The organism is Rubrobacter taiwanensis (genome assembly GCF_004337705.1).
Lineage (GTDB): Bacteria > Actinomycetota > Rubrobacteria > Rubrobacterales > Rubrobacteraceae > Rubrobacter_C > Rubrobacter_C taiwanensis.
This window is the reverse complement of record NZ_SKBU01000023.1, coordinates 82,131-100,682: the sequence shown is the minus strand read 5'-3', so window position 1 is coordinate 100,682 and position 18,552 is coordinate 82,131. Positions and strand designations below refer to the sequence as shown.

Genomic DNA, 18,552 nt, shown 5'->3' with positions numbered 1-18,552 from the left:
AGCTTGAACGCTATCGGGGTGGACGTCGGGGGAACCAAGATCGCGGCCGGGCTGGTGAGCTCCGGCGGCGAGCTCCTGAGGAGTGTCCGCTACCCCTCCTCCGGCCCGCCGGAGAAGCTCCTGGAGAACATAGCCCGGGCCGTCCTGGAGGCCGGGGAGGGGAGCGAGGTCGGCGGGGTGTGTCTGGCGGTGCCGGGCTTCATCCTCTCAAAGGAGAACAAGGTTATCTTCTCCCCCAACCTGCGTACCATCGAGGGGATACCACTCAAGGAGGAGCTCGGGCGCAGGACGGGCCTCAACGTCACCGTGGAGAACGACGCCAACGCGGCGGCCTGGGGCGAGTTCCGTTTCGGAACCGGGCGGCACGTAGATCATCTGGTCTTCCTGACCCTCGGGACCGGGGTGGGCGGCGGCGTCATCATCGGGGGAGAGCTGCTGCGCGGGGCGCAGGGCGCGGGCGGCGAGCTCGGGCACGTCACCATTCAGGCCACCGGGCCGCGGTGCAACTGCGGCAACCGCGGCTGTCTGGAGGCTATGGCCTCGGGGACCGCCATTCGGCGCCGGGCGCTGGAGCTCGCCGCCGAGCGGCCGGACTCCGCCCTGGGGCAGCTCGCCGCCGAGCGGGATCTGCTCGGCGAGGATGTCACCCGGCTGGCCCGGGAGGGCGATGAGGCCGCAAGGAGGGTGCTGGAGGAGGCCGGGGTCTGGCTCGGCATCGGGGTTGCCGGGTTCGTGAACGTGTTCAACCCGGAGATGGTGGCCGTGGGCGGGGGAGTAGCGGAGGCCGGGGACTTCATCCTGGAGCCGGCGCGCCGCGAGGTGCAGCTGCGCTCCATGTCCCCCTCCCGGGATCTGGTCGAGATCCGTCTTGCCTCTCTGGGGGTGAGATCCGGGATGCTCGGCGCCGCGGCGCTCGCCCGGCACCCCTCCGGGGAGTGCGTGCTCGGGGGCTGAGCCCTTGCCTCTCGTGGTCGTCCCCACCCCGATAGGCAATCTGGAGGACATCACGTTGCGCGCCCTGCGCGCCCTGCGCGAGGCGGACGTCGTGGCCTGCGAGGACACCCGCCACACGGGCCGGCTGCTCCGGCACTACGGGATAGAGGCAAGCCTCGTCTCCTACCACGAGCACAACGAGGCCGCCCGCGCCCCGCAACTGGCCGAACGGGCGCGCCGGGAGAGGGTGGCTCTGGTCTCCGACGCGGGGATGCCGCTCGTCTCCGACCCCGGCTACCGGCTGGTGCAGGAGTGTGTCGAGCGCGGGGTGGAGGTGGAGGTGCTGCCCGGCCCCTCGGCGCTCGTCACGGCGCTCGTGGCCTCCGGCCTGCCGGCGGACGAGGTCGTGTTTTTAGGTTTCGCTCCGCGCCGGCGGGGCGAGCGGGCCGCGCTCGTAGAACGCATCGGGCACGAGAGGGCCACCTTCGTCCTCTTCGAGTCCCCCAACCGGCTGGCGGGCATGCTGAGCGAGCTGCCGCCGGAGACCCCGGTCGCCGTGGCACGGGAGCTCACCAAGCTGCACGAGGAGGTCTTCCGGGGTAGCGCGGCGGAGGCGGCGAAGCGCTTCGCGGGCAGGGCCCGGGGCGAGGTGGTGCTGGTAGTGCGGGGCGGTACAGCTACGGCCGCTCCGGATCTGGAGGAGGCCGTGGCGCTGGCGCGGCGGTACGCCGCAGAGGGAGAGACACCGGGCCGGGCGGCGGCGCGGGCGGCCAGGGAGACGGGTCGGAAGCGGGGCGAGATCTACGCCCGGCTGGCGGCGGAGGCGTAGGAAGCTGCGCTCGCGCGGGGGTACAATCAGGGCATGAGCGGAGAGGTGAGACTTCTGCGCACCGTGGACGAGGTGCGCTCGCAGCGGTTCGAGCGGCCTTCGGGCTTCGTGCCGACGATGGGTTTTCTGCACGAGGGGCACCTCTCGCTCATGCGCCGGGCACGGGAGGAGAATGAGTCGGTGGTGATCTCGATCTTCGTCAATCCCCTGCAGTTCGGACCGGCGGAAGATCTGGAACGCTATCCCCGCGATCTGGACCGGGATCTGAAGCTGGCCGCTGGGATGGGTGTGGACGCCGTCTTCGCTCCGGCGGCGGAGGAGCTCTATCCGGAGGGGTTCACGACCGAGGTGCGGGTCAGGGGACTGGAGGAGAGGCTGGAGGGCGCGGCCCGGCCCGGCCACTTCGCCGGGGTTGCGACCGTGCTCGTCAAGCTCATGAACATCGTGGACCCGGACCGGATGTACATGGGCCAGAAGGACGCCCAGCAGGCCGTGATCGTGGAGCGCATGATCCGGGATCTGAACTTCAGGACGCAGCTCGTCGTCTGCCCGACGGTGCGGGAGGAGGACGGGCTGGCCCTCAGCTCGCGCAACGTCTACCTGAGTCCGCGGGAGCGAAAGGCAGCTTCCGCCATCTCGCGCGCCCTGTTTGCAGCGCGGGATACCGGCTCGCGGGAGCCGGCCGTGCTGGAGCGCGTCTTCCGGGATGAGATCGGCCGCGAACCTCTGGTGCGCCTGGAGTACGTCTCTGCCGACGACGCGGAGACTCTGGGGCTCGTGGGGGAGCACACGCGGCGCATCCTGCTCTCCTGCGCGGCGCGGGTCGGCAAGACCCGGCTCATAGACAACGTTCTCATAGACACCGGCCGGTAGTGGTAGAATCGCGCCCGTAGCATAACCGCGTGGATCGGAGGCAGACAGTGGGAGAGATAAGGCGTTCGCGGGAGGACCGCTGGATCGCCGGGGTCTGCGGCGGCATCGCCCACCGCTTCGGCTGGAACTCCAATCTGGTGCGCCTGGCCGTGGTGGCCGTGGCCCTGGTCGTGCCGGGCGTCTCGATCTGGATGGTGGTGCTCGCCTACGTGCTCGCCATCCTCCTCATCCCCGAGAGCGAGGCATACTAGGGGAGGGTGTTGGACTTCGCCGCGGCGCAGAAGCAGGCGCTCGAATGCCGGAAGTGCGGCCTCTGCTCCGGCCGGACGAAGGTGGTCTTCGGCGAGGGGCCGCTGAACGCCGAACTCTTCATCGTCGGGGAGGCTCCGGGATTCAACGAGGACCGCGAAGGGCACCCCTTCCGGGGGGCCTCGGGCCTCTTTCTGGACCGCCTGCTGGAGTCCATCGGCCTCGAGCGCGAGAGCGTCTACCTGACCACGCTCGTCAAGTGCCGCCCCCCGGAGAACCGCGCTCCACGGCCTTCAGAGGTAAGCTCCTGCAGGCCGTACCTGGTCGCGCAGCTTTCAGCCGTTGATCCGAAGGTGGTCGTCGCGCTGGGAGATCTCGCAAGCCGGGCTCTCACGGGCCGGCGGGAGCCCGTCTCCCGTATCCGGGGCCGCGCCGTACCGGTGGACGGGCGCTACGTTTTTCCGACCCATGCCCTCTCCCGGGCGCTCTACACGCCGGCGGACCGGGCCCTGATCGTCTCGGACTTCTCCCGGCTGCCGGAGCTGCTCGCCGCCGACCGCCCGACCACCTACGAGACGCTGAACGTTCCGCCCGAGAAGGAGCAGCTCCCCCTGCAGCCGGGGCTCTGGTAGGGAACGTCATGGAGTGGGAGGGGCTCGACGAGGGGGAGCTGAGAGATCTGGCCGCAAGGGTGGCCGGCGCGCTGAAGCCCGGTGATGTGGTGGTGCTCGCCGGAGAGGTGGGAGCGGGTAAGACGGCCTTCGTGCGCGCCGCTTCGCGGGCGTTGGGGGTGGAGGAACCGATCACCAGCCCCACCTTCCAGCTCGCCCGCAGCTACGAGGGAAGGGCGCGCGTCAATCATCTGGACCTCTACCGGCTGGAGGAGGTGCGGGACTGGGACGCGCTGGATCTGGACGAGTATCTGAGCCCGGAGGCCGTGACGTTTATCGAGTGGGCGGACCCGGCGCTGGAGCTGCTGGAGAACCCGACCCTGATCGAGCTCTTCCACGAGACCCCCGGCACGCGGCGGGTGCGCATCTCCGGACCTCTGGAAGAGAGGCTGTAGGATGCTGTTTCTGGCCCTCGACGCCTCCACACCCGTCACCACCGTGGCCGTCGCCCGGGACCGGGAGGTGCTGGCCGAGATCTCGGTCGCGGCCCGGGGAGCGTCCGAGGTGCTGCTCCCGGCGGTGAATGCCGCCCTGGAGCTCGCCGGGGCGGAGCTTAGGGAGCTGGACCGGCTGGTCGCCGGGACGGGGCCCGGAACCTTTACCGGCATCCGGATCGCGGTCGCCACCGCCCGGGCGCTCTCCCTCGCCTCCGGTGTGCCGCTCGCGGCCGGATCGACGCTGGCAGCGCTCGCGGCTCCCGTGCCGGCCGAGGACGTGCTCGCCGTGATAGATGCCAGGCGGCGCGAGGTCTTCGCTCAGAGGTTCGAGGCCGGTCGTCCCGCCGGGGAGATCCTCTGCTCGAAGCCGCACGACCTCCGCGTCGAAGGCTCCCCCGTGATCGTGGGCGACGGAGCCGTACGATACCGGGAGATTCTGGAACCCCTCGGCATCATCCCGCCCGACGACTCCCCGCTGCACCGCGTCTCGGCGGCGGGACACGTGCTGGCGGCCGACCTTGAAGCCGTGCCCGCCGAAGACCTCATCCCCCTCTACATTCGCCGGCCGGACGCCGAGGTGCGCCGGGACCGCAACCCCTGGAGCACATGATGGGGGAGGGCGGCGCGCCGGTCCTGCGGCCGATGCAGCGCTCGGACCTCGACGCCGTTATGGAGATAGAACGGGTGAGCTTCGAGACGCCGTGGAGCCGGTGGTCCTACGCCGCCGAACTGAAGAGCCCTTTCTCTACCTATCTGGTTCTGGAGCTGGAGGGCAGGCTCGCGGGATATATCGGCGCAAAGCGCATCGCAGACGAACTGCACATCATGACGGTGGCCGTGCGCCCGGACTGCCGCCGCCAGGGCTGGGCCCGGAGGCTCCTGCGGGCCGTGCTGGAGGCCAACCCGGGCGTCGTACGTGTACACCTCGAGGTGCGCCGGGGCAACTACCCCGCCAGGAGACTGTACGAGTCACTGGGATTCGAGCCGGTCGGCGTCCGGCCCCGGTACTACGAGGGCCGCGAGGACGCCATCCTCATGAGCCTGAACCTCTGAACCGCTCCCGGGCCCGGCGGCGGCGCTCCTCTATTCTCTTCTCCACCTCCGGCGGGCGTTCGAAGGGCTTGAGCAGGAGCAGGGCCGGCAGCAGGCAGGCCACGAACCCGCCGAAGATGAGTGCCGCTATCCTCCAGTCCACCGGACCGATGATCAAATACAGCACGAACTGCACCAGCAGCGTCAGCGCTATGAACGCGAACATCAGCGCGAATACCCTCATGTCCTCCCCAGTATATATACCCTCCGGCAGGATGAAGTGCGCTGCGCGGTATAGAATGGTCCCAGATATGCGGGACTCCAGGACAATACTTGCCATCGAGACCTCCTGCGACGACACCTGCGCGGCGGTCGTCCGGGACCGCCGGGCGCTCTCGAACGTGATCCACACCCAGCAGGAGCACCGCCGCTACGGCGGCGTCGTCCCGGAGGTCGCCTCCCGGGCCCATCTGGAGCGCCTGGACGGCGTCGTGCGGACCGCGCTTAGAGAGGCCGGCGCGGAGCTCGGAGACGTGGACGAGGTGGCCGTGACCGTGCGGCCGGGTCTGATCGGGGCCCTGCTCGTCGGCGTGGCCGCCGCCAAGGGTATCGCCTGTGCGCGCCGGCTCCCGCTCGCGCCGGTTAACCATCTGGAGGGGCACGTCGCCGCTGCCTACCTCGAAGACCCGGGGCTGGAGCCCCCGTTCGTGGCTCTCGTCGCCTCCGGCGGTCACACCGTCCTGTATGCCGTCGGGAAAGACCGCGGGATGAGCCTCCTCGGGCAGACGCTCGACGACGCCGCCGGCGAAGCCCTGGACAAGGGAGCCAGGATGCTCGGACTCGGGTTCCCCGGTGGGCCGGCTCTGCAGAAGGCCGCCGCAGAGGGCGATGACGCCCGCTACGACTTCCCCGTCGCGCTCCGGGACGGGAAGAACTTGAACTTCAGCTTCTCCGGCCTGAAGACCAGCCTGCTCTACAAGATCAGGGGCATGAGCGGGGAAGAGGTGCGCGCGGAACTGCCGCACCTGGCCGCCAGCTACCAGAGAGCCGTGGTAGAGGCGCTGGTGTCCAAGCTGCTGCGGGCCGCCGAGCTCCGCGACGCCTCGACCCTCGTGATGGCGGGCGGCGTCGCGGCCAACGCCGTGCTGCGCGAACGCCTGCACAAAGAGTGCAAGAAGCGAAGCCTGAAGCTCGTCATCCCCTCCCCGCGGCTCTGTACCGACAACGCAGCCATGATCGGCGCCGCCGCCCTCTCTGCCGAACCCCTCCCGTACCCGCATTACCTGAGCCTGAACGCCAGAAGCGTCTGAGGCGCTAGCCGCGCTCCGGCCGCCGGGAGAGGATGCTCTCCCGCTCCTCACCCCGCAGGATCGTGCTCTTCGCACAGCTCATGCAGGTCGCATGCAGGTTCTCCGGATGGTCCCTGCGGTAGAGGAAGAGCGCGAACCTCTTGGGAACCCGGTAGTAAATGTGCACGGCCCGCTCCCCGCAGTGCACGCACTCGCGCTCCTCGCGCCCCAGCTCCTTCGGAATGCGGCTGAGAGAAGGAATCTTGTCCATCCTGAAGACGCTCACGAGTTGAATTCTACCGCGGCCGCGATTATACTTCCGGGTGCGTTTTGGCACTCTCAACCCGAGAGTGCCAAACAACGCGGGGCAACTGTAGGGTAACAGCTTTTACGGAAGGAGGTTGGGAGTGGCGCACAAGGAGCTAAAGTTCAACACCGATGCGCGCCGGGCGCTGGAGCGGGGTGTAAACAAGCTCGCTGACGCGGTCAAGGTGACGCTTGGCCCCAAGGGTCAGTATGTAGTGTTGGACAAGAAGTTCGGTTCGCCCACCATCACCAACGACGGTGTCACGATCGCCCGGGAGATCGAGCTGGAGGACATCTTCGAGAACCAGGGTGCGCAGCTCGTCAAGGAGGTTGCGACCAAGACCAATGACGTGGCCGGTGATGGTACGACCACTGCGACCGTACTGGCGCAGGTCATCGTGCGCGAGGGGCTGAAGAACGTGGCCGCTGGGGCCAACCCGGTCATTCTGCGCAACGGCATAGACAAGGCGGTTGAGGCTGCGGTCGATGCCATCAAGGAGCAGTCGAAGGAGATCTCGGGCAAGGACGAGATCGCTCGCGTGGGGGCTATCTCGGCGCGCAGCGACGAGGTTGGCAGGGTCATTGCCGAGGCCATCGACAAGGTCGGCAAGGACGGTGTGGTCAACGTCGAAGAGGGGCAGACGCTCGGGATGGACCTCGAGTTCACCGAGGGCATGCAGTTCGACAAGGGCTATCTGAGCCCCTACTTCGTGACCGACCAGGACCGCATGGAGGCGGTGCTGGAGGAGCCGTACATCCTGATCGCCAACCAGAAGATCAGCAACGTGCAGGATCTGCTGCCGCTCTTGAATCAGGTGATGCAGGCGGGCAAGCCGCTTCTGGTCATCGCCGAGGACGTGGAGGGCGAGGCTCTGGCGACGCTCATCGTCAACAAGCTGCGCGGCACCTTCACGGCGGCTGCGGTCAAGGCTCCGGGCTTCGGTGACCGGCGCAAGAGGATGATGGAGGACATCGCCATAGTCACCGGTGGTGAGGTCATCACCGAGGAGTTGGGCCTCAAGCTGGAGAACACGCAGCTCGATCAGCTCGGGCGGGCGCGCCGGGTCGTCATCACCAAGGACGACACCACCATCGTGGATGGTGCGGGCGACCCCGAGCAGATCAAGGGCCGGATCAACCAGATCAAGGCCGAGCTGGAGACCACCGACTCGGACTTCGACCGCGAGAAGCTGCAGGAGCGGCTGGCGAAGCTGGCCGGTGGCGTGGCGGTCATCAAGGTCGGTGCGGCCACCGAGACTGAGTTGAAGGAGAAGAAGCATCGCGTGGAGGATGCTCTCTCCGCGACGCGGGCCGCTCTTGAGGAGGGCATCGTGCCCGGTGGTGGTGTGGCTCTGCTGCACGCTCAGGAGGCGGTCGGGAAGCTGCTCGACGAGCTCGACGGCGACGAGCGGACCGGGGCGCGCATCATCTACCGGGCGCTGGAAGAGCCGCTGCGCCAGATCGCGGTGAACGCCGGTGCCGATGGGTCCATCGTGGTGGACAAGGTGCGCGAGAAGGGCGACGGGATCGGCTTCAACGCCCTTACCGGCGAGTACGAGGATCTGATCAAGGCCGGGATCATCGACCCGACGATGGTGACCCGCTCGGCGCTGCAGAACGCGGCTTCCATCGGCGGTCTGCTGGTCACCACCGATGTGGTCGTGGCCGAGCCGGAGGAGGAGCAGCCCGCGATGCCCGGCGGTGGCGGCATGGGCGGCATGATGTAGGCCTACCGGCAGGAGAGCTTTACCGGGAGCGGCGGCCGTAACTCCGGCCGCCGCTCCCTCTGTTTGAAGTTTCGCCCGGGGGGGTATATTGCCTCAATCTGTATGGTTGATGTGTGAGGAGGTAGGTACAGTGCGCGGCGGTCTTCTGGGTACGGTGATAACGGTTCTGGTGATCGTTCTGCTCGTGATCCTGATCCTTCGGCTGATCTAAAGAGCCGTGTTGAGTCAGATCGTCTACATCCTGCTGGTGGTGCTCGTAATCGTCGTGATACTGAGCCTCCTCGGGGTTCTGTAAGGGGGAGTGGGTCTCTAACAACACCTTGACCGCTTATGCTACCGGGGTGTAGCATAAGCTGGACTTGCGGCGGTTGGAGAGAAAAGCGGCGAGAGCCTGCGGCGTAGTGTGCCGTGGGCTCTTTCTCTACCAGAAGGGGGCTTCGTAGGGCATGGAGATCGAGATCGGCAAGGGAAAAACGGCGCGGCGGGCCTACGGGTTGGATGACATAGCGATCGTTCCGAGCCGGCGCACCCGCGACCCGGAGGACATAGACATCTCCTGGAAGCTGGGGAGTTTGGAGCTGGAGCTACCGTGTCTGGCGGCGGCTCTGGATGCGGCGGTAGATCCTCGGACGGCCGGGATCATCGGGTCTCTGGGTGGGCTGGCGGTGCTGAATTTGGAAGGCATCCAGACGAGGTATGAGGATCCCGGGCCGGTCTTCGAGGAGATCGCCGCTCTGCCTCAGAAGAAGGCGACCCGGGTGATGCAGGAGATCTACTCCGAGCCTATCAAGGAGGAGCTGATCTTCCGCCGGATTCAGGAGATAAAGGATCAGGGGGTCTTGGCGGCGGCTTCCCTGACGCCGCAGCGCGTGGAGCGCTATCACCGGGCTGCGATCGAGGCCGGTCTAGACATCCTGGTGATTCAGGGGACGGTCGTCTCCGCCGAGCACGTCTCGAAGCAGGTGGAGCCGCTGAACCTGATGGAGTTTGTCCCCGAGCTGGACGTGCCCGTGATCGTCGGCGGCTGCGCCAGCTACTCCACGGCGCTGCACCTGATGCGCACCGGGGCGGTCGGTGTGCTGGTCGGGGTAGGGCCGGGGCGCATCTGCACCACCCGCGGTGTGCTTGGTGTCGGGGTGCCGCAGGCCACCGCGATAGCCGATGCGGCCGCAGCGAGGATGCGTCACTACCTGGAGACCGGAGAGTACGTGAACGTGATAGCCGACGGTGGGATGCGCACCGGCGGCGACATCGCCAAGGCCATCGCCTGCGGGGCCGACGCGGTGATGCTCGGCAGCGCGTTCGCCAGGGCGGAGGAGGCTCCGGGGCGCGGCTACTCGTGGGGCATGGCGACCTTCCACCCCACGCTCCCGCGCGGGACCAGGATCCAGACCAAACCGGCCGGCACCATAGAGCAGATTCTGCTCGGACCGGCACACGAGAACGACGGCACGCTGAACCTGATGGGTGCGCTGCGCACCAGCATGGCGACTACCGGATACGCGAACATCAAGGAGTTCCAGAAGGCCGAGGTCATGATCGCGCCGGCGCTGCAGACCGAGGGGAAGCTGGAGCAGATCACCCAGCGGGTGGGGATGGGCTGAGTTTTGATCCTCGTCCTCGACTTCGGCGGCCAGTACGCGCAGCTCATCGCCCGGCGGGTACGCGAGGCGCGCGTCTACTCCGAACTGATCCCCTACGACACGCCGCTGGAGGAGATTCGGTCCAGAGGGCCCGAGGGTATCATCCTCTCCGGCGGGCCGAACAGCGTCTACGAGGAGGGAGCTCCGCGGCTGGACCCCGGGCTCTTCGAGCTTGGCATACCCGTTCTGGGCATCTGTTATGGGATGCAGCTCATGGCGCTGGAGACCGGCGGGAAGGTCGGGAGCGTACAGATCCGGGAGTACGGGAAGTCCGAGCTCGAGGTGATCGAGCCCGGACTGCTGTTGGACGGGACCCCCGACGAGCAGCAGGTCTGGATGAGCCACGGCGACGCCGTTCTGCGGCCCCCGGAGGGCTTCACCGTCACGGCGCGCACCGGATCGGCTCCCGTCGTCGCCTTCGAGAATCTGGAGCGGCGGCTGTTCGGGATCCAGTTCCACGCCGAGGTCCGGCACACGGCCTACGGCATGGAGATCCTGCGAAACTTTCTCTTTGAGGCGTGCGGGTGCCGGCCGGAGTGGACGCCGGTAAACATCGTCACGGATGCGGTCGAGAAGGTGCGGGAGCAGGTAGGAGACGCGAAGGTCATCGCCGGGCTCTCGGGCGGGGTAGACTCGGCGACGGCCGCGATGCTGGTGCACCGGGCGGTCGGGGACAACCTGACGTGCGTCTTCGTGGACCACGGGCTCCTGCGGCAGAACGAGGGCGAGCAGGTCGTGGAGGCGTTCAGGCGCAACTCGGAGGTGCCCCTGATCCACGTGGACGCCCGCCGAAGATTTCTGGACAGGCTGGCCGGGATCACCGACCCGGAGGCGAAGCGCAAGATCATCGGGGAGGAGTTCATCCGCACCTTCGAGGAGGAGGCCCGGCAGATAGAGGATGCCCGGTTCCTGGTGCAGGGCACGCTCTACTCGGACGTCATCGAGAGCGGTACCCGCGACGCCGCCCGCATAAAGAGCCACCACAACGTCGGCGGGCTGCCGGAGATCATGGACCTGGACCTGGTGGAACCTTTGCGCAACCTCTTCAAGGACGAGGTCCGGGTCGTGGCCGCAGAGCTCGGGCTGCCGGACCGGCTGGTGTGGCGGCAGCCGTTCCCCGGGCCGGGGCTCGCGATCCGCATCATCGGGGAGGTTACCGAAGAGCGGCTGGAGATCCTGCGCCGGGCGGATCACGTGCTGCAGGACGAGATCCGCAGCGCCGGATACTACCGCCAGCTCTGGCAGAGCTTCGCCGTGCTCCCGGCCATCCACTCGGTCGGCGTGATGGGCGACGCCCGCACCTACGCCTACCCCATAGTCATTCGGGCTGTCACCTCGGACGACGCCATGACCGCCGACTGGGCGCGCCTGCCCTACGATCTTTTAGAGCGCATCTCCAACCGCATCATCAACGAGGTCCCGGGCGTCAACCGCGTCGCCCTGGATATCACCAGCAAGCCTCCCGGCACGATCGAGTGGGAGTAAGCGGCGGGCGGCTCCGGAGTGCAGGAGCCTAAGCTCGCCCCGCTCGCAGATCGGGCATACGAGGCTCTCTGCCACCGGAGGGGTACCGCTGCGCCTACAGGAGAGTTGCTGTTATGCATGCCGGAGGTGGGACTCGAACCCACACGGCCCATAGGGCCACCGGATTTTGAGTCCGGCGCGTCTACCAGTTCCGCCACTCCGGCAGGTGTGCGACCGGATTATAACACCGGGGAGGGCGGGGGCAGAGATAACGGAAACGGGGAGAGGCTATCCTCTCCCCGCCGTCTTGCTCCCGCTCTGTTCTGGCTCAGGCGCTGCGCGCCTGCTCCTCGTGCCGGCCTTCGGCGAATTCTTCCACGATCTTAGCACAGAATGCCGGCAGGTCGTCCGGTTTGCGGCTGCTCACGAGACCCTGATCCACGACGACCTCTTCATCTACCCAGTTGCCGCCCGCGTTCCGGATGTCGGTCTTGAGCGAGGGCCAGGAGGTTATCGTGCGGCCCTTAAGGACATCGGCCTCGACGAGCGTCCACGGACCGTGGCAGATCACACCCACCGGTTTGGCCTGCTCGAAGAACTCGCGCACGAAGCGAACGGCCTCCTCGTCCATCCGCAGGAAGTCCGGATTGGCGACGCCGCCCGGCAGGACCAGCCCGTCGTAGTCGGAGGCGCTGGCCTCAGAGACCACTCGGTCTACCGGGAACTTGTCGCCCTTGTCCAGATGGTTGAAGGCCTGGATCTCGCCCGGACGCGTGGAGAGTAGCTCCGGAGTTCCTCCGGCCTCCTTTACCGCCTTCCAGGGCTCAGTAAGCTCGATCTGCTCGGCGCCTTCGGGGGCGACCAGAAACGCTATCTTCTTGCCCTGAAGCTCGTTGGCCATCGCTCCTCCTGTAGCTGTTTTTCCGTATCACTTCCGGTTACAAGGAGTTGCTACCCGGATCGAGGACCAGATAAACCTCTCCGGCGCGGAATGGTGCGGCCTAGTAGAATGATACTCGATGGGAGATCGGCCCTTCGAAAGCCACGAGGGAGCGCCTGCGCTGGCGGCGCGGCCGGTCGTGGAGATCCGGGACCTCACCTACAGCTACCGGGGACGGCGGGAGCCGGCTCTGCGCGGTGTGAACTTGGAGATCCGGGAGGGGGAGTTCGTCGTCATCATGGGGCCTTCGGGGGCCGGGAAGAGCACTCTGTGCGCGGCGCTCAACGGCCTCGTGCCGCACTTCTTCCGGGGGAGGATGCAGGGGGAGGTGCGGATCCGGGGACGCTCCACCGGCGAGGGTAGGGTGGGGGAGTTCGCCCGCGAGGTAGGGCTGGTCTTCCAGGACTTCGAGGCGCAGCTCTTCTCCACGAACGTGGCGCTGGAGGTGGCGTTCGGGCCGGAGAACTTCCGGGTGGACCGCGAGGAGATCCTGCGCCGCACGGAGGAGGCGCTGGCTCGGGTCCGGCTGCAGGGCTTCGAGAACCGGCAGCCGGCGACGCTCTCGGGCGGGCAGAAGCAGCGGCTCGCCATAGCGTCGGTACTGGCCATGGAGCCGCACATCCTGTGTCTGGACGAGCCGACGACGGACCTGGACCCCATCGGCAAGCAGGAGGTCTTGCAGATCTCGGCCGAGCTGCGCCGGCGGCGGGACATGACGCTCATCGTGGTCGAGCACGAGACCGAGGAGACGCTGGAGGCGGACCGGATAGTGATCTTGCGGGATGGCGAGGTCGTCTGCGACCGTCCGGCCCGGGAGGTCTTGCGGGATGTGGAGCTGCTGGAGGAGAACCGGGTCATGCCGCTGCAGGTGGCCCGCTTCTTCCACGGGCTGGGGGTGCGCAAGGAGGAGCTGCCGCTCACTCCCCGGGAAGGGGTGAACCAGTTCCGCGAACGGGGCTTCCGGGTGGACGAGCGCTGCTACGAGGAGCTGCTCCGGCGGGACGAGGAGCGCGAGAAGAGCTACGGGGAGCCCCTGATCGAGGTCGAAGAGCTGGCCTTCTCCTACCCCGGCGGCGTGGCGGCGCTGGAGGACGTGAACCTCACGGTGCGGCGGGGCGAGTTTCTGGCCGTGGTCGGGCAGAACGGCTCGGGCAAGACGACGCTGGTTAAGCACTTCAACGGGCTTCTGATGCCCACCCGGGGGTCCGTGCGGGTCGGGGGCGAGGAGACGCGGGAGCAAGGGGTGCGGCTGCTGGGGCGCAGGATCGGGTACGTCTTCCAGAACCCCGACCACCAGATCTTCTCCGACACCGTCTTCGATGAGGTGGCGTTCGGCCCGAAGCTGCGCGGGCTCGGGGAAGGGGAGGTCAAAGAGCGCGTCACGGAAGCTCTGGCCGCCGTCGGGCTGGAGGGTTACGAAGAAGAGGACCCCTTCGGGCTCACGAAGGGGGAGAGGCAGCGGGTGGCGGTGGCCTCCATTCTGGCCGGGCGGCCGGAGGTCGTGATCCTGGACGAGCCGACCACGGGCCTGGACTATGCCGAGCAGCGCTCCATGATGGAGCTGGTCCGGCGGCTGAACGAGTCGGGGTCCACGATCATCGTCGTCACGCACACCATGTGGGTCGTCGCCGAGTACGCGCACCGGGCGGTGGTGATGCGGGACGGGCGGGTCGCGCTCTCCGGGAGCGTGCGCGAGGTGCTCTCGCACGAGAAGGAGCTCGTGGAGGCTTCGCTGCGGCCGCCGCACATAGTCTCGATGAGCAACGAGCTCGGCCACCCCGCGCTCTCGGTCGAGGAGATGCTCTACATCACGGAGAGGGACGGCCGGTGAACCCGTACCTCTACCTCGACCGGGACACCTTCGTGCACCGGTTAGATCCGCGGACCAAGATGTTCCTGCTGCTCGGGGCGTTCGTGCTGGTCTTTATCTACCTCAACCCGCTCTACCAGCTCGCGGTGCTGGCGGTGATCCTGTTCTTCGGTTATCTGGCGAAGATGCTGGTGAACCTCAAGCGCATCTGGTTCATCCTGGTCATGATCTCGGTCATGACCGTGCTCTTGTGGTCCATATTCGGCAGCGGCGAGACGCCGCTCTTCCTCTTCTTCGAGCTGGAGTCGCTGCTCTACGGTCTCGCCATAGCGCTCAGGATAGTGGGCGCGATCATCGCGGGCATGATCTTCCTCTCCACCACGCGCAACGAGGAGATAGCCACCGGTCTGGTGAAGCTCGGGATACCCTACCGCTTCGCCTTCGCCGTCTCGACGGCGCTCCGGCTCGTGCCCACCATAGCCGCCACCGGCTCGACCATCGGGCAGGCCCAGCGCTCGCGCGGCCTGGACCTGGAGAGCGGGAACATAATCCAGCGGATTCGGAAGAACGTCCCGCTTCTGATCCCGGTCTTCGTCTCCACCATTCGCTCCACGAACGTCTTCAGCATGGCGCTTGAGTCCAAGGGGTTCGGCGCGGGCAAAGAGCGCACGTACGTGCTGGAGCTGCACATAACCCGCCGGGACGTTCTGGCGATGGTTCTGTTCTTGCTGGTGCTCGCCGCGGCCCTGGCTATCCGGCTGGCCGGCTACGGCGGTCTGGAGGGGTTCACGCGGTAGGTTCTCTAGAGGAGAGGAGTCTTGAGGTGAGAGAAGTATTCACGATGTGGCGCCACACGCAGATGGTGGTCTTGGTGGCGCTGAGCGCGGCGATCTACGCGGCGGTCCTCATCCCGTTCAAGGGGTTCGTCCTGATTCCCGGTTTTACCGAGATCCGGCCCGCCAACGTCTTCCCGTTCGTGTTCGGGCTCCTCTTCGGGCCGGCCGGGGCCTGGGGCGCTGCGATAGGGAATTTGATCGGGGACTTCTTCGGCACGCTGGGGCTGGGGAGCATCTCGGGGTTCGTGGGGAACTTCTTCCTGGGCCTGATCCCGTACAAGCTCTGGGGCGCTTTCTTCGCCGGCGACCCGGCCCAGACCATCGACTCCCGCAAGAAGCTTATCGGGTTTATCGGGATCGTGATCGCCGCCTCTGCCGCCTGCGCGCTCTGGATCGCCTGGTTTAACGACCTTCTGGGCAACGTGCCGTTCGCGGCTCTGGGCAGCATCATCACGGTGAACAACGCGGTTGCGGGCATCGTGCTGGGGCCGATCCTGCTGCTGGTTCTCTATCCCCGGGTTAAGCGCTGGGGCCTGCTCTGGACCGAGATCATGCACCCCGAAGAGGTCTCGCCTGCCCGGCTGCGGACGCTAGGCAACATCCTGATGTGGGTCGGCAGCGTAGGGGGCATCGTGGTGGGGCTGATCATAGCGCTCGGCCTCTACGAGCAGGGCTTCGCCGCGGCCGGCTTTACCCCCGAGGGCTTCGGCGACGTCGGCGCGCTCGGTATCGGGCTCGGGATGATCCCCTTCCTCGCCCTGATAGTCATCGCCAGCATTATGCTCGGCGGCCGGGAGCAGGTCGTCGCGGAGCAGGAGGGCTCGGGGAGGGTCGTGTAGATGACGAGCTCGGTGAAGGACCTCTCGCTCGCCCCGGGCGGTCACCGGAAGATCGACTGGGCCGCCCGGCACTCTCCGGTCCTGAATGCCGTGCGCGACCGCTACCTCAAAGACGGAACCTTCGAGGGGCTGACCGTCGGGGTCTCGCTGCCCATCGAGGCCAAGACCGCCTACCTTACGGTGGTGCTCGCCGAGGCCGGCGCTGAGGTGGCGCTCGCCAGCCCCGGGCCGTTCTTCGTGCAGGACGATGTTGCCGCCGCGCTCGCCGAGAGGGGCGTCACCGTCTACGCCTCCTCGGACAACCCGCCCGAGGAGGCCGACCGGGAGCTGGAGCGGGTCCTGGATCACGGGCCGGACGTCATTATCGACGACCGCGCCGCCCTGACCCGTCTGCTGCACACCACCCGGCGGCACCTGCTGGGGAAGGTGCGCGGGGCTTCGGAGGAGACGACGAGCGGCGTCGCGAAGCTGCGGGCGATGCAGGACCAGGGCGTGCTGGAGATCCCCACCATCGCCGCCAACGACGCCCGCTGCAAGTACCTCTTCGACAACCGCTACGGCACGGGCCAGTCCACGATCACGGCCATCATGCAGAACACGAACCTCATGCTCGGCGGCAAGCGGCTGGTCGTGGTCGGCTACGGCTGGTGCGGCAAGGGCATCGCCCGCTACGCCGCGGGCCTGGGAGCGCGCGTCACCGTCTGTGAGGTGGACCCGGTGCGCGGCCTGGAGGCCTACGCCGACGGCTTCGACGTGTTGCCCGCTCTGGAGGCTGCCGGATTCGGGGAGATCTTCATAACCGCTACCGGCGGGAGGCACGTGCTCGCGCGGGAGCACTTCGAACGGATGCGGAACGGGGCCATCCTGGCCAACGCCGGGGGCGTAGACGTGGAGATAGACGTGGACGCTCTCGGCGAGCTCGCCCGCAAACGCTACGAAGCACGGCGGAACGTCGAAGCGTTCGTCATGCCGGACGGCCGGGAGCTGCACCTCGTGGGGCGCGGGATGGTCGTCAACCTCACGGCCGGAGATGGCCACCCGGTGGAGATCATGGACCTCACCTTCGCCATCCAGGCCCTCTGCGCCCACCACCTGGCCAACCGCCGGCAGACAGAGCCCGGGGTGCACCTGCTCCCCCGGGAGATAGACGACCGCGTGGCCGGGATCAAACTGCAAACCCTCGGAATGGGGGTGGACAGGCTCACGCCACAGCAGGAAGAGTTCCTGCGAGAGTGGCGCGAATAGCCTACACGGCCCGGCGATTCGTTGGTAAAATCTGACCGGTCGCTCGTGGTGACCGTAGCTCAGCTGGTAGAGCATCGGATTGTGGCTCCGAAGGTCGCGGGTTCGAGCCCCGTCGGTCACCCTCCCAAATCCCCTGTAAATCGCAGGAAAACGAGAGAGGCCGGGATCGCTCCCGGCCTCCAGTACACCAGTTTTACACCAGCTGAGATGCTACTTCTACCTCAAGGAGGTATCGACCGTCCTGAGGGATGGCGATTGCGTTGGAGATCTGCACCGTGCCGATCTCATTAGCAAGAGCAAAGGCCACTTCCCGGCCTTCCTCGTCAAGCAGTGATGCTATGAAGTTGGCTTGGCCCTGGTGGGTTATCTCGAAGACTGAAAGTCCTTGCTGGAGTTCGAAGTAAGCGTGAAGCGCGGTAAGCGTCCCATCCTCCTTCTCCCTCCCATCCCCCGGTGTTCTCGTGGGTCCCCTGCGAGATCTACTACGAAGACTAGGGAGGTTGCTATCGCCAGACTCAAGAAGACTCAGGCAAGTCGGCTGTCACGTGCCGCTCATGCGGGTGGGGTCGGACCTCATGGCGGCGGCGCTGTCACTCGCTGGAGCGAGGCCGCACGAGGCCAGGATGGGGTGGCTGCCGAGTTCGGTCGGGGGCTGTACTGCAAGCGCAAGGATGATGTAAGGAACCCGAAGTAAGGAGTAAGGACATGAACGAAGAGAGAAAGCCGGTCGGCCCGAAGGTCACAGTGGCTACCGCAGCCGTCACGATCCCGGTGTTCACGTTGGGGCAGTTCGGCATAGAGCTCACGCCGGAAGTTGCCGCGGCGATCGCCACGCTCCTCGTGTTCGGGACGGGCTACCTCAAAAGTGAGTAAGTGTCCCCACAACACCGCTGTATTCTCCCGTACTCCTAGCAGCTGGCTATACAGCTGTCCTGCCTGCGAGCTCGTGGGCAAAGGCGAGCGCGCAAGGATCGCTCACAGAGAGTTCCAGCGTGTGGCCCACCGCCGGCACGTGGAGAGCCCGATGGGGCGCCAGCGGACCGGGGAGAAGTCCACTCAGCAGGAGTAGGTCGTCTTCGCTTATTCGCCAGAGGGGACGGCAGCAGGCTGCTCTTCGTGCGGCGGCCGGAGGTAGTTAGCGGAATGGTCGACGCACCTGCCGATGTGCCCGCCGTCGCACGAGGCGCTACGGGTAACGGCCTCTGACGACAGAGCGCACGTCGAGGATGAGACGCAGGAGTTTCATGAGCTCGCGCACGAGGCCCCTTTCTTCTCTCTGACGACCTTCAGCTGCTTGTTCTCAGCCACGGCCTCGCGCACCAACATCTCTATGACCTGGGCCTGGGAGACGTGCCACTCCTCGGAGATCTCGCGCAGCATCTTAAGGACCTCCGAGTCCAACCGGAAGTTTCGGGACTCCTTCGGCACC

21 protein-coding genes and 2 tRNA genes are annotated in these 18,552 nt (G+C 66.9%); 18 read left to right on the top strand and 5 right to left on the bottom strand.

Annotated elements, in window-relative coordinates; all coding sequences use genetic code 11:
• Positions 1–3 precede the first annotated feature (3 nt).
• From E0L93_RS12610 to rimI, 8 genes are read left to right on the top strand one after another with little or no spacing between them, the layout of a single operon-like run.
• Complete coding sequence (locus E0L93_RS12610) at positions 4–954, top strand: ROK family protein (protein ID WP_132692429.1); 951 nt, start codon at positions 4–6, stop codon at positions 952–954.
• A gap of 13 nt (positions 955–967) precedes the next feature.
• Positions 968–1,762, top strand: a complete 795-nt coding sequence (gene rsmI / locus E0L93_RS12605) for a 16S rRNA (cytidine(1402)-2'-O)-methyltransferase (RefSeq protein WP_243638227.1) — start codon at positions 968–970, stop codon at positions 1,760–1,762.
• 45 nt (positions 1,763–1,807) lie between these two features.
• Entirely contained in the window at positions 1,808–2,635 is an 828-nt protein-coding gene (panC, locus tag E0L93_RS12600) for a pantoate--beta-alanine ligase (protein WP_132692427.1), read from the top strand.
• Positions 2,636–2,682: 47 nt separating this feature from the next.
• On the top strand, positions 2,683–2,886 hold the full coding sequence (locus E0L93_RS12595; protein ID WP_207890481.1) for a PspC domain-containing protein: 204 nt from the start codon (positions 2,683–2,685) through the stop codon (positions 2,884–2,886).
• A 6-nt stretch (positions 2,887–2,892) separates the two neighbouring features.
• The gene (locus tag E0L93_RS12590) at positions 2,893–3,516 is read left to right on the top strand and encodes a uracil-DNA glycosylase (RefSeq protein WP_132692426.1); all 624 of its coding nucleotides are present in this window, start codon (positions 2,893–2,895) and stop codon (positions 3,514–3,516) included.
• A gap of 8 nt (positions 3,517–3,524) precedes the next feature.
• Positions 3,525–3,950, top strand: a complete 426-nt coding sequence (tsaE, locus tag E0L93_RS12585; RefSeq protein ID WP_132692425.1) for a tRNA (adenosine(37)-N6)-threonylcarbamoyltransferase complex ATPase subunit type 1 TsaE — start codon at positions 3,525–3,527, stop codon at positions 3,948–3,950.
• Between the two features lies 1 nt (position 3,951).
• Positions 3,952–4,602: a tRNA (adenosine(37)-N6)-threonylcarbamoyltransferase complex dimerization subunit type 1 TsaB gene (gene tsaB, locus E0L93_RS12580; protein WP_132692424.1), complete on the top strand. Its 651-nt coding sequence runs from the start codon at positions 3,952–3,954 to the stop codon at positions 4,600–4,602.
• Entirely contained in the window at positions 4,599–5,045 is a 447-nt protein-coding gene (gene rimI, locus E0L93_RS12575) for a ribosomal protein S18-alanine N-acetyltransferase (protein ID WP_207890480.1), read from the top strand. The genes tsaB and rimI overlap by 4 nt, the downstream gene beginning before the upstream one ends.
• Here the strand turns inward: rimI and E0L93_RS12570 are convergent.
• Positions 5,026–5,268: a hypothetical protein gene (locus tag E0L93_RS12570; protein ID WP_132692423.1), complete on the bottom strand. Its 243-nt coding sequence runs from the start codon at positions 5,266–5,268 to the stop codon at positions 5,026–5,028. The two genes, rimI and E0L93_RS12570, sit on opposite strands and share 20 nt — an antisense overlap.
• A 67-nt stretch (positions 5,269–5,335) precedes the next feature.
• On the opposite strand from E0L93_RS12570, the gene tsaD reads away from it, so the two are divergent.
• A complete protein-coding gene (tsaD, locus tag E0L93_RS12565; protein WP_132692422.1) occupies positions 5,336–6,334 on the top strand; it encodes a tRNA (adenosine(37)-N6)-threonylcarbamoyltransferase complex transferase subunit TsaD in 999 nt (332 codons plus the stop codon).
• Positions 6,335–6,338: 4 nt separating this feature from the next.
• Here tsaD and E0L93_RS12560 read toward each other — a convergent pair whose 3' ends face one another.
• Positions 6,339–6,599: a hypothetical protein gene (locus E0L93_RS12560; protein WP_132692421.1), complete on the bottom strand. Its 261-nt coding sequence runs from the start codon at positions 6,597–6,599 to the stop codon at positions 6,339–6,341.
• Between the two features lie 121 nt (positions 6,600–6,720).
• On the opposite strand from E0L93_RS12560, the gene groL reads away from it, so the two are divergent.
• From groL to guaA, 3 genes are all read left to right on the top strand, one after another.
• Positions 6,721–8,346 (top strand): chaperonin GroEL, encoded by a 1,626-nt coding sequence (gene groL, locus E0L93_RS12555; protein WP_132692420.1) that lies wholly within the window; start codon positions 6,721–6,723, stop codon positions 8,344–8,346.
• A 446-nt stretch (positions 8,347–8,792) separates the two neighbouring features.
• Positions 8,793–9,950 carry a GuaB3 family IMP dehydrogenase-related protein gene (locus E0L93_RS12550; protein ID WP_132692419.1) on the top strand — a complete coding sequence of 386 codons (1,158 nt, stop codon included), beginning with the start codon at positions 8,793–8,795 and terminating at the stop codon, positions 9,948–9,950.
• A gap of 3 nt (positions 9,951–9,953) precedes the next feature.
• Positions 9,954–11,474 (top strand): glutamine-hydrolyzing GMP synthase, encoded by a 1,521-nt coding sequence (gene guaA, locus E0L93_RS12545; protein ID WP_132692418.1) that lies wholly within the window; start codon positions 9,954–9,956, stop codon positions 11,472–11,474.
• Between the two features lie 118 nt (positions 11,475–11,592).
• Here guaA and E0L93_RS12540 read toward each other — a convergent pair.
• Positions 11,593–11,677: transfer RNA gene (locus E0L93_RS12540), tRNA-Leu, on the bottom strand.
• Between the two features lie 104 nt (positions 11,678–11,781).
• Positions 11,782–12,354, bottom strand: coding sequence for a type 1 glutamine amidotransferase domain-containing protein (locus E0L93_RS12535; RefSeq protein WP_132692417.1), 573 nt, complete (start codon positions 12,352–12,354; stop codon positions 11,782–11,784).
• A gap of 118 nt (positions 12,355–12,472) precedes the next feature.
• Here E0L93_RS12535 and E0L93_RS12530 point away from each other — a divergent pair, with 118 nt between their 5' ends.
• The 6 genes from E0L93_RS12530 (at position 12,473) to E0L93_RS15900 (ending at position 17,996) form a co-directional block, all read left to right on the top strand.
• Positions 12,473–14,224 (top strand): ABC transporter ATP-binding protein, encoded by a 1,752-nt coding sequence (locus tag E0L93_RS12530; RefSeq protein ID WP_132692416.1) that lies wholly within the window; start codon positions 12,473–12,475, stop codon positions 14,222–14,224.
• Complete coding sequence (locus E0L93_RS12525) at positions 14,221–15,000, top strand: energy-coupling factor transporter transmembrane component T family protein (RefSeq protein WP_132692415.1); 780 nt, start codon at positions 14,221–14,223, stop codon at positions 14,998–15,000. Before E0L93_RS12530 ends, E0L93_RS12525 begins: the two co-directional genes overlap by 4 nt.
• A 26-nt stretch (positions 15,001–15,026) precedes the next feature.
• On the top strand, positions 15,027–15,878 hold the full coding sequence (locus E0L93_RS12520; protein ID WP_132692414.1) for a QueT transporter family protein: 852 nt from the start codon (positions 15,027–15,029) through the stop codon (positions 15,876–15,878).
• The gene (locus E0L93_RS12515; protein ID WP_132692413.1) at positions 15,879–17,123 is read left to right on the top strand and encodes an adenosylhomocysteinase; all 1,245 of its coding nucleotides are present in this window, start codon (positions 15,879–15,881) and stop codon (positions 17,121–17,123) included.
• Between the two features lie 48 nt (positions 17,124–17,171).
• Positions 17,172–17,244: transfer RNA gene (locus E0L93_RS12510), tRNA-His, on the top strand.
• Positions 17,245–17,828: 584 nt separating this feature from the next.
• Positions 17,829–17,996: a hypothetical protein gene (locus E0L93_RS15900; protein WP_165874352.1), complete on the top strand. Its 168-nt coding sequence runs from the start codon at positions 17,829–17,831 to the stop codon at positions 17,994–17,996.
• 369 nt (positions 17,997–18,365) lie between these two features.
• Here E0L93_RS15900 and E0L93_RS15895 read toward each other — a convergent pair whose 3' ends face one another.
• A complete protein-coding gene (locus E0L93_RS15895) occupies positions 18,366–18,551 on the bottom strand; it encodes a hypothetical protein (RefSeq protein WP_165874351.1) in 186 nt (61 codons plus the stop codon).
• Position 18,552: the final 1 nt, after the last annotated feature.

What these genes read in the sequence shown, in the direction of transcription:
- tsaE (WP_132692425.1), top strand. Translation starts at nt 3,525, where the DNA reads ATGGAGTGGGAGGGGCTCGACGAGGGGGAGCTGAGAGATCTGGCCGCA.
- tsaB (WP_132692424.1), top strand. Translation starts at nt 3,952, where the DNA reads ATGCTGTTTCTGGCCCTCGACGCCTCCACACCCGTCACCACCGTGGCC.
- rimI (WP_207890480.1), top strand. Translation starts at nt 4,599, where the DNA reads ATGATGGGGGAGGGCGGCGCGCCGGTCCTGCGGCCGATGCAGCGCTCG.
- E0L93_RS12570 (WP_132692423.1), bottom strand. Translation starts at nt 5,268, where the DNA reads ATGAGGGTATTCGCGCTGATGTTCGCGTTCATAGCGCTGACGCTGCTG.
- tsaD (WP_132692422.1), top strand. Translation starts at nt 5,336, where the DNA reads ATGCGGGACTCCAGGACAATACTTGCCATCGAGACCTCCTGCGACGAC.
- E0L93_RS12550 (WP_132692419.1), top strand. Translation starts at nt 8,793, where the DNA reads ATGGAGATCGAGATCGGCAAGGGAAAAACGGCGCGGCGGGCCTACGGG.
- E0L93_RS12535 (WP_132692417.1), bottom strand. Translation starts at nt 12,354, where the DNA reads ATGGCCAACGAGCTTCAGGGCAAGAAGATAGCGTTTCTGGTCGCCCCC.
- E0L93_RS12530 (WP_132692416.1), top strand. Translation starts at nt 12,473, where the DNA reads ATGGGAGATCGGCCCTTCGAAAGCCACGAGGGAGCGCCTGCGCTGGCG.
- E0L93_RS12515 (WP_132692413.1), top strand. Translation starts at nt 15,879, where the DNA reads ATGACGAGCTCGGTGAAGGACCTCTCGCTCGCCCCGGGCGGTCACCGG.
- E0L93_RS15900 (WP_165874352.1), top strand. Translation starts at nt 17,829, where the DNA reads ATGAACGAAGAGAGAAAGCCGGTCGGCCCGAAGGTCACAGTGGCTACC.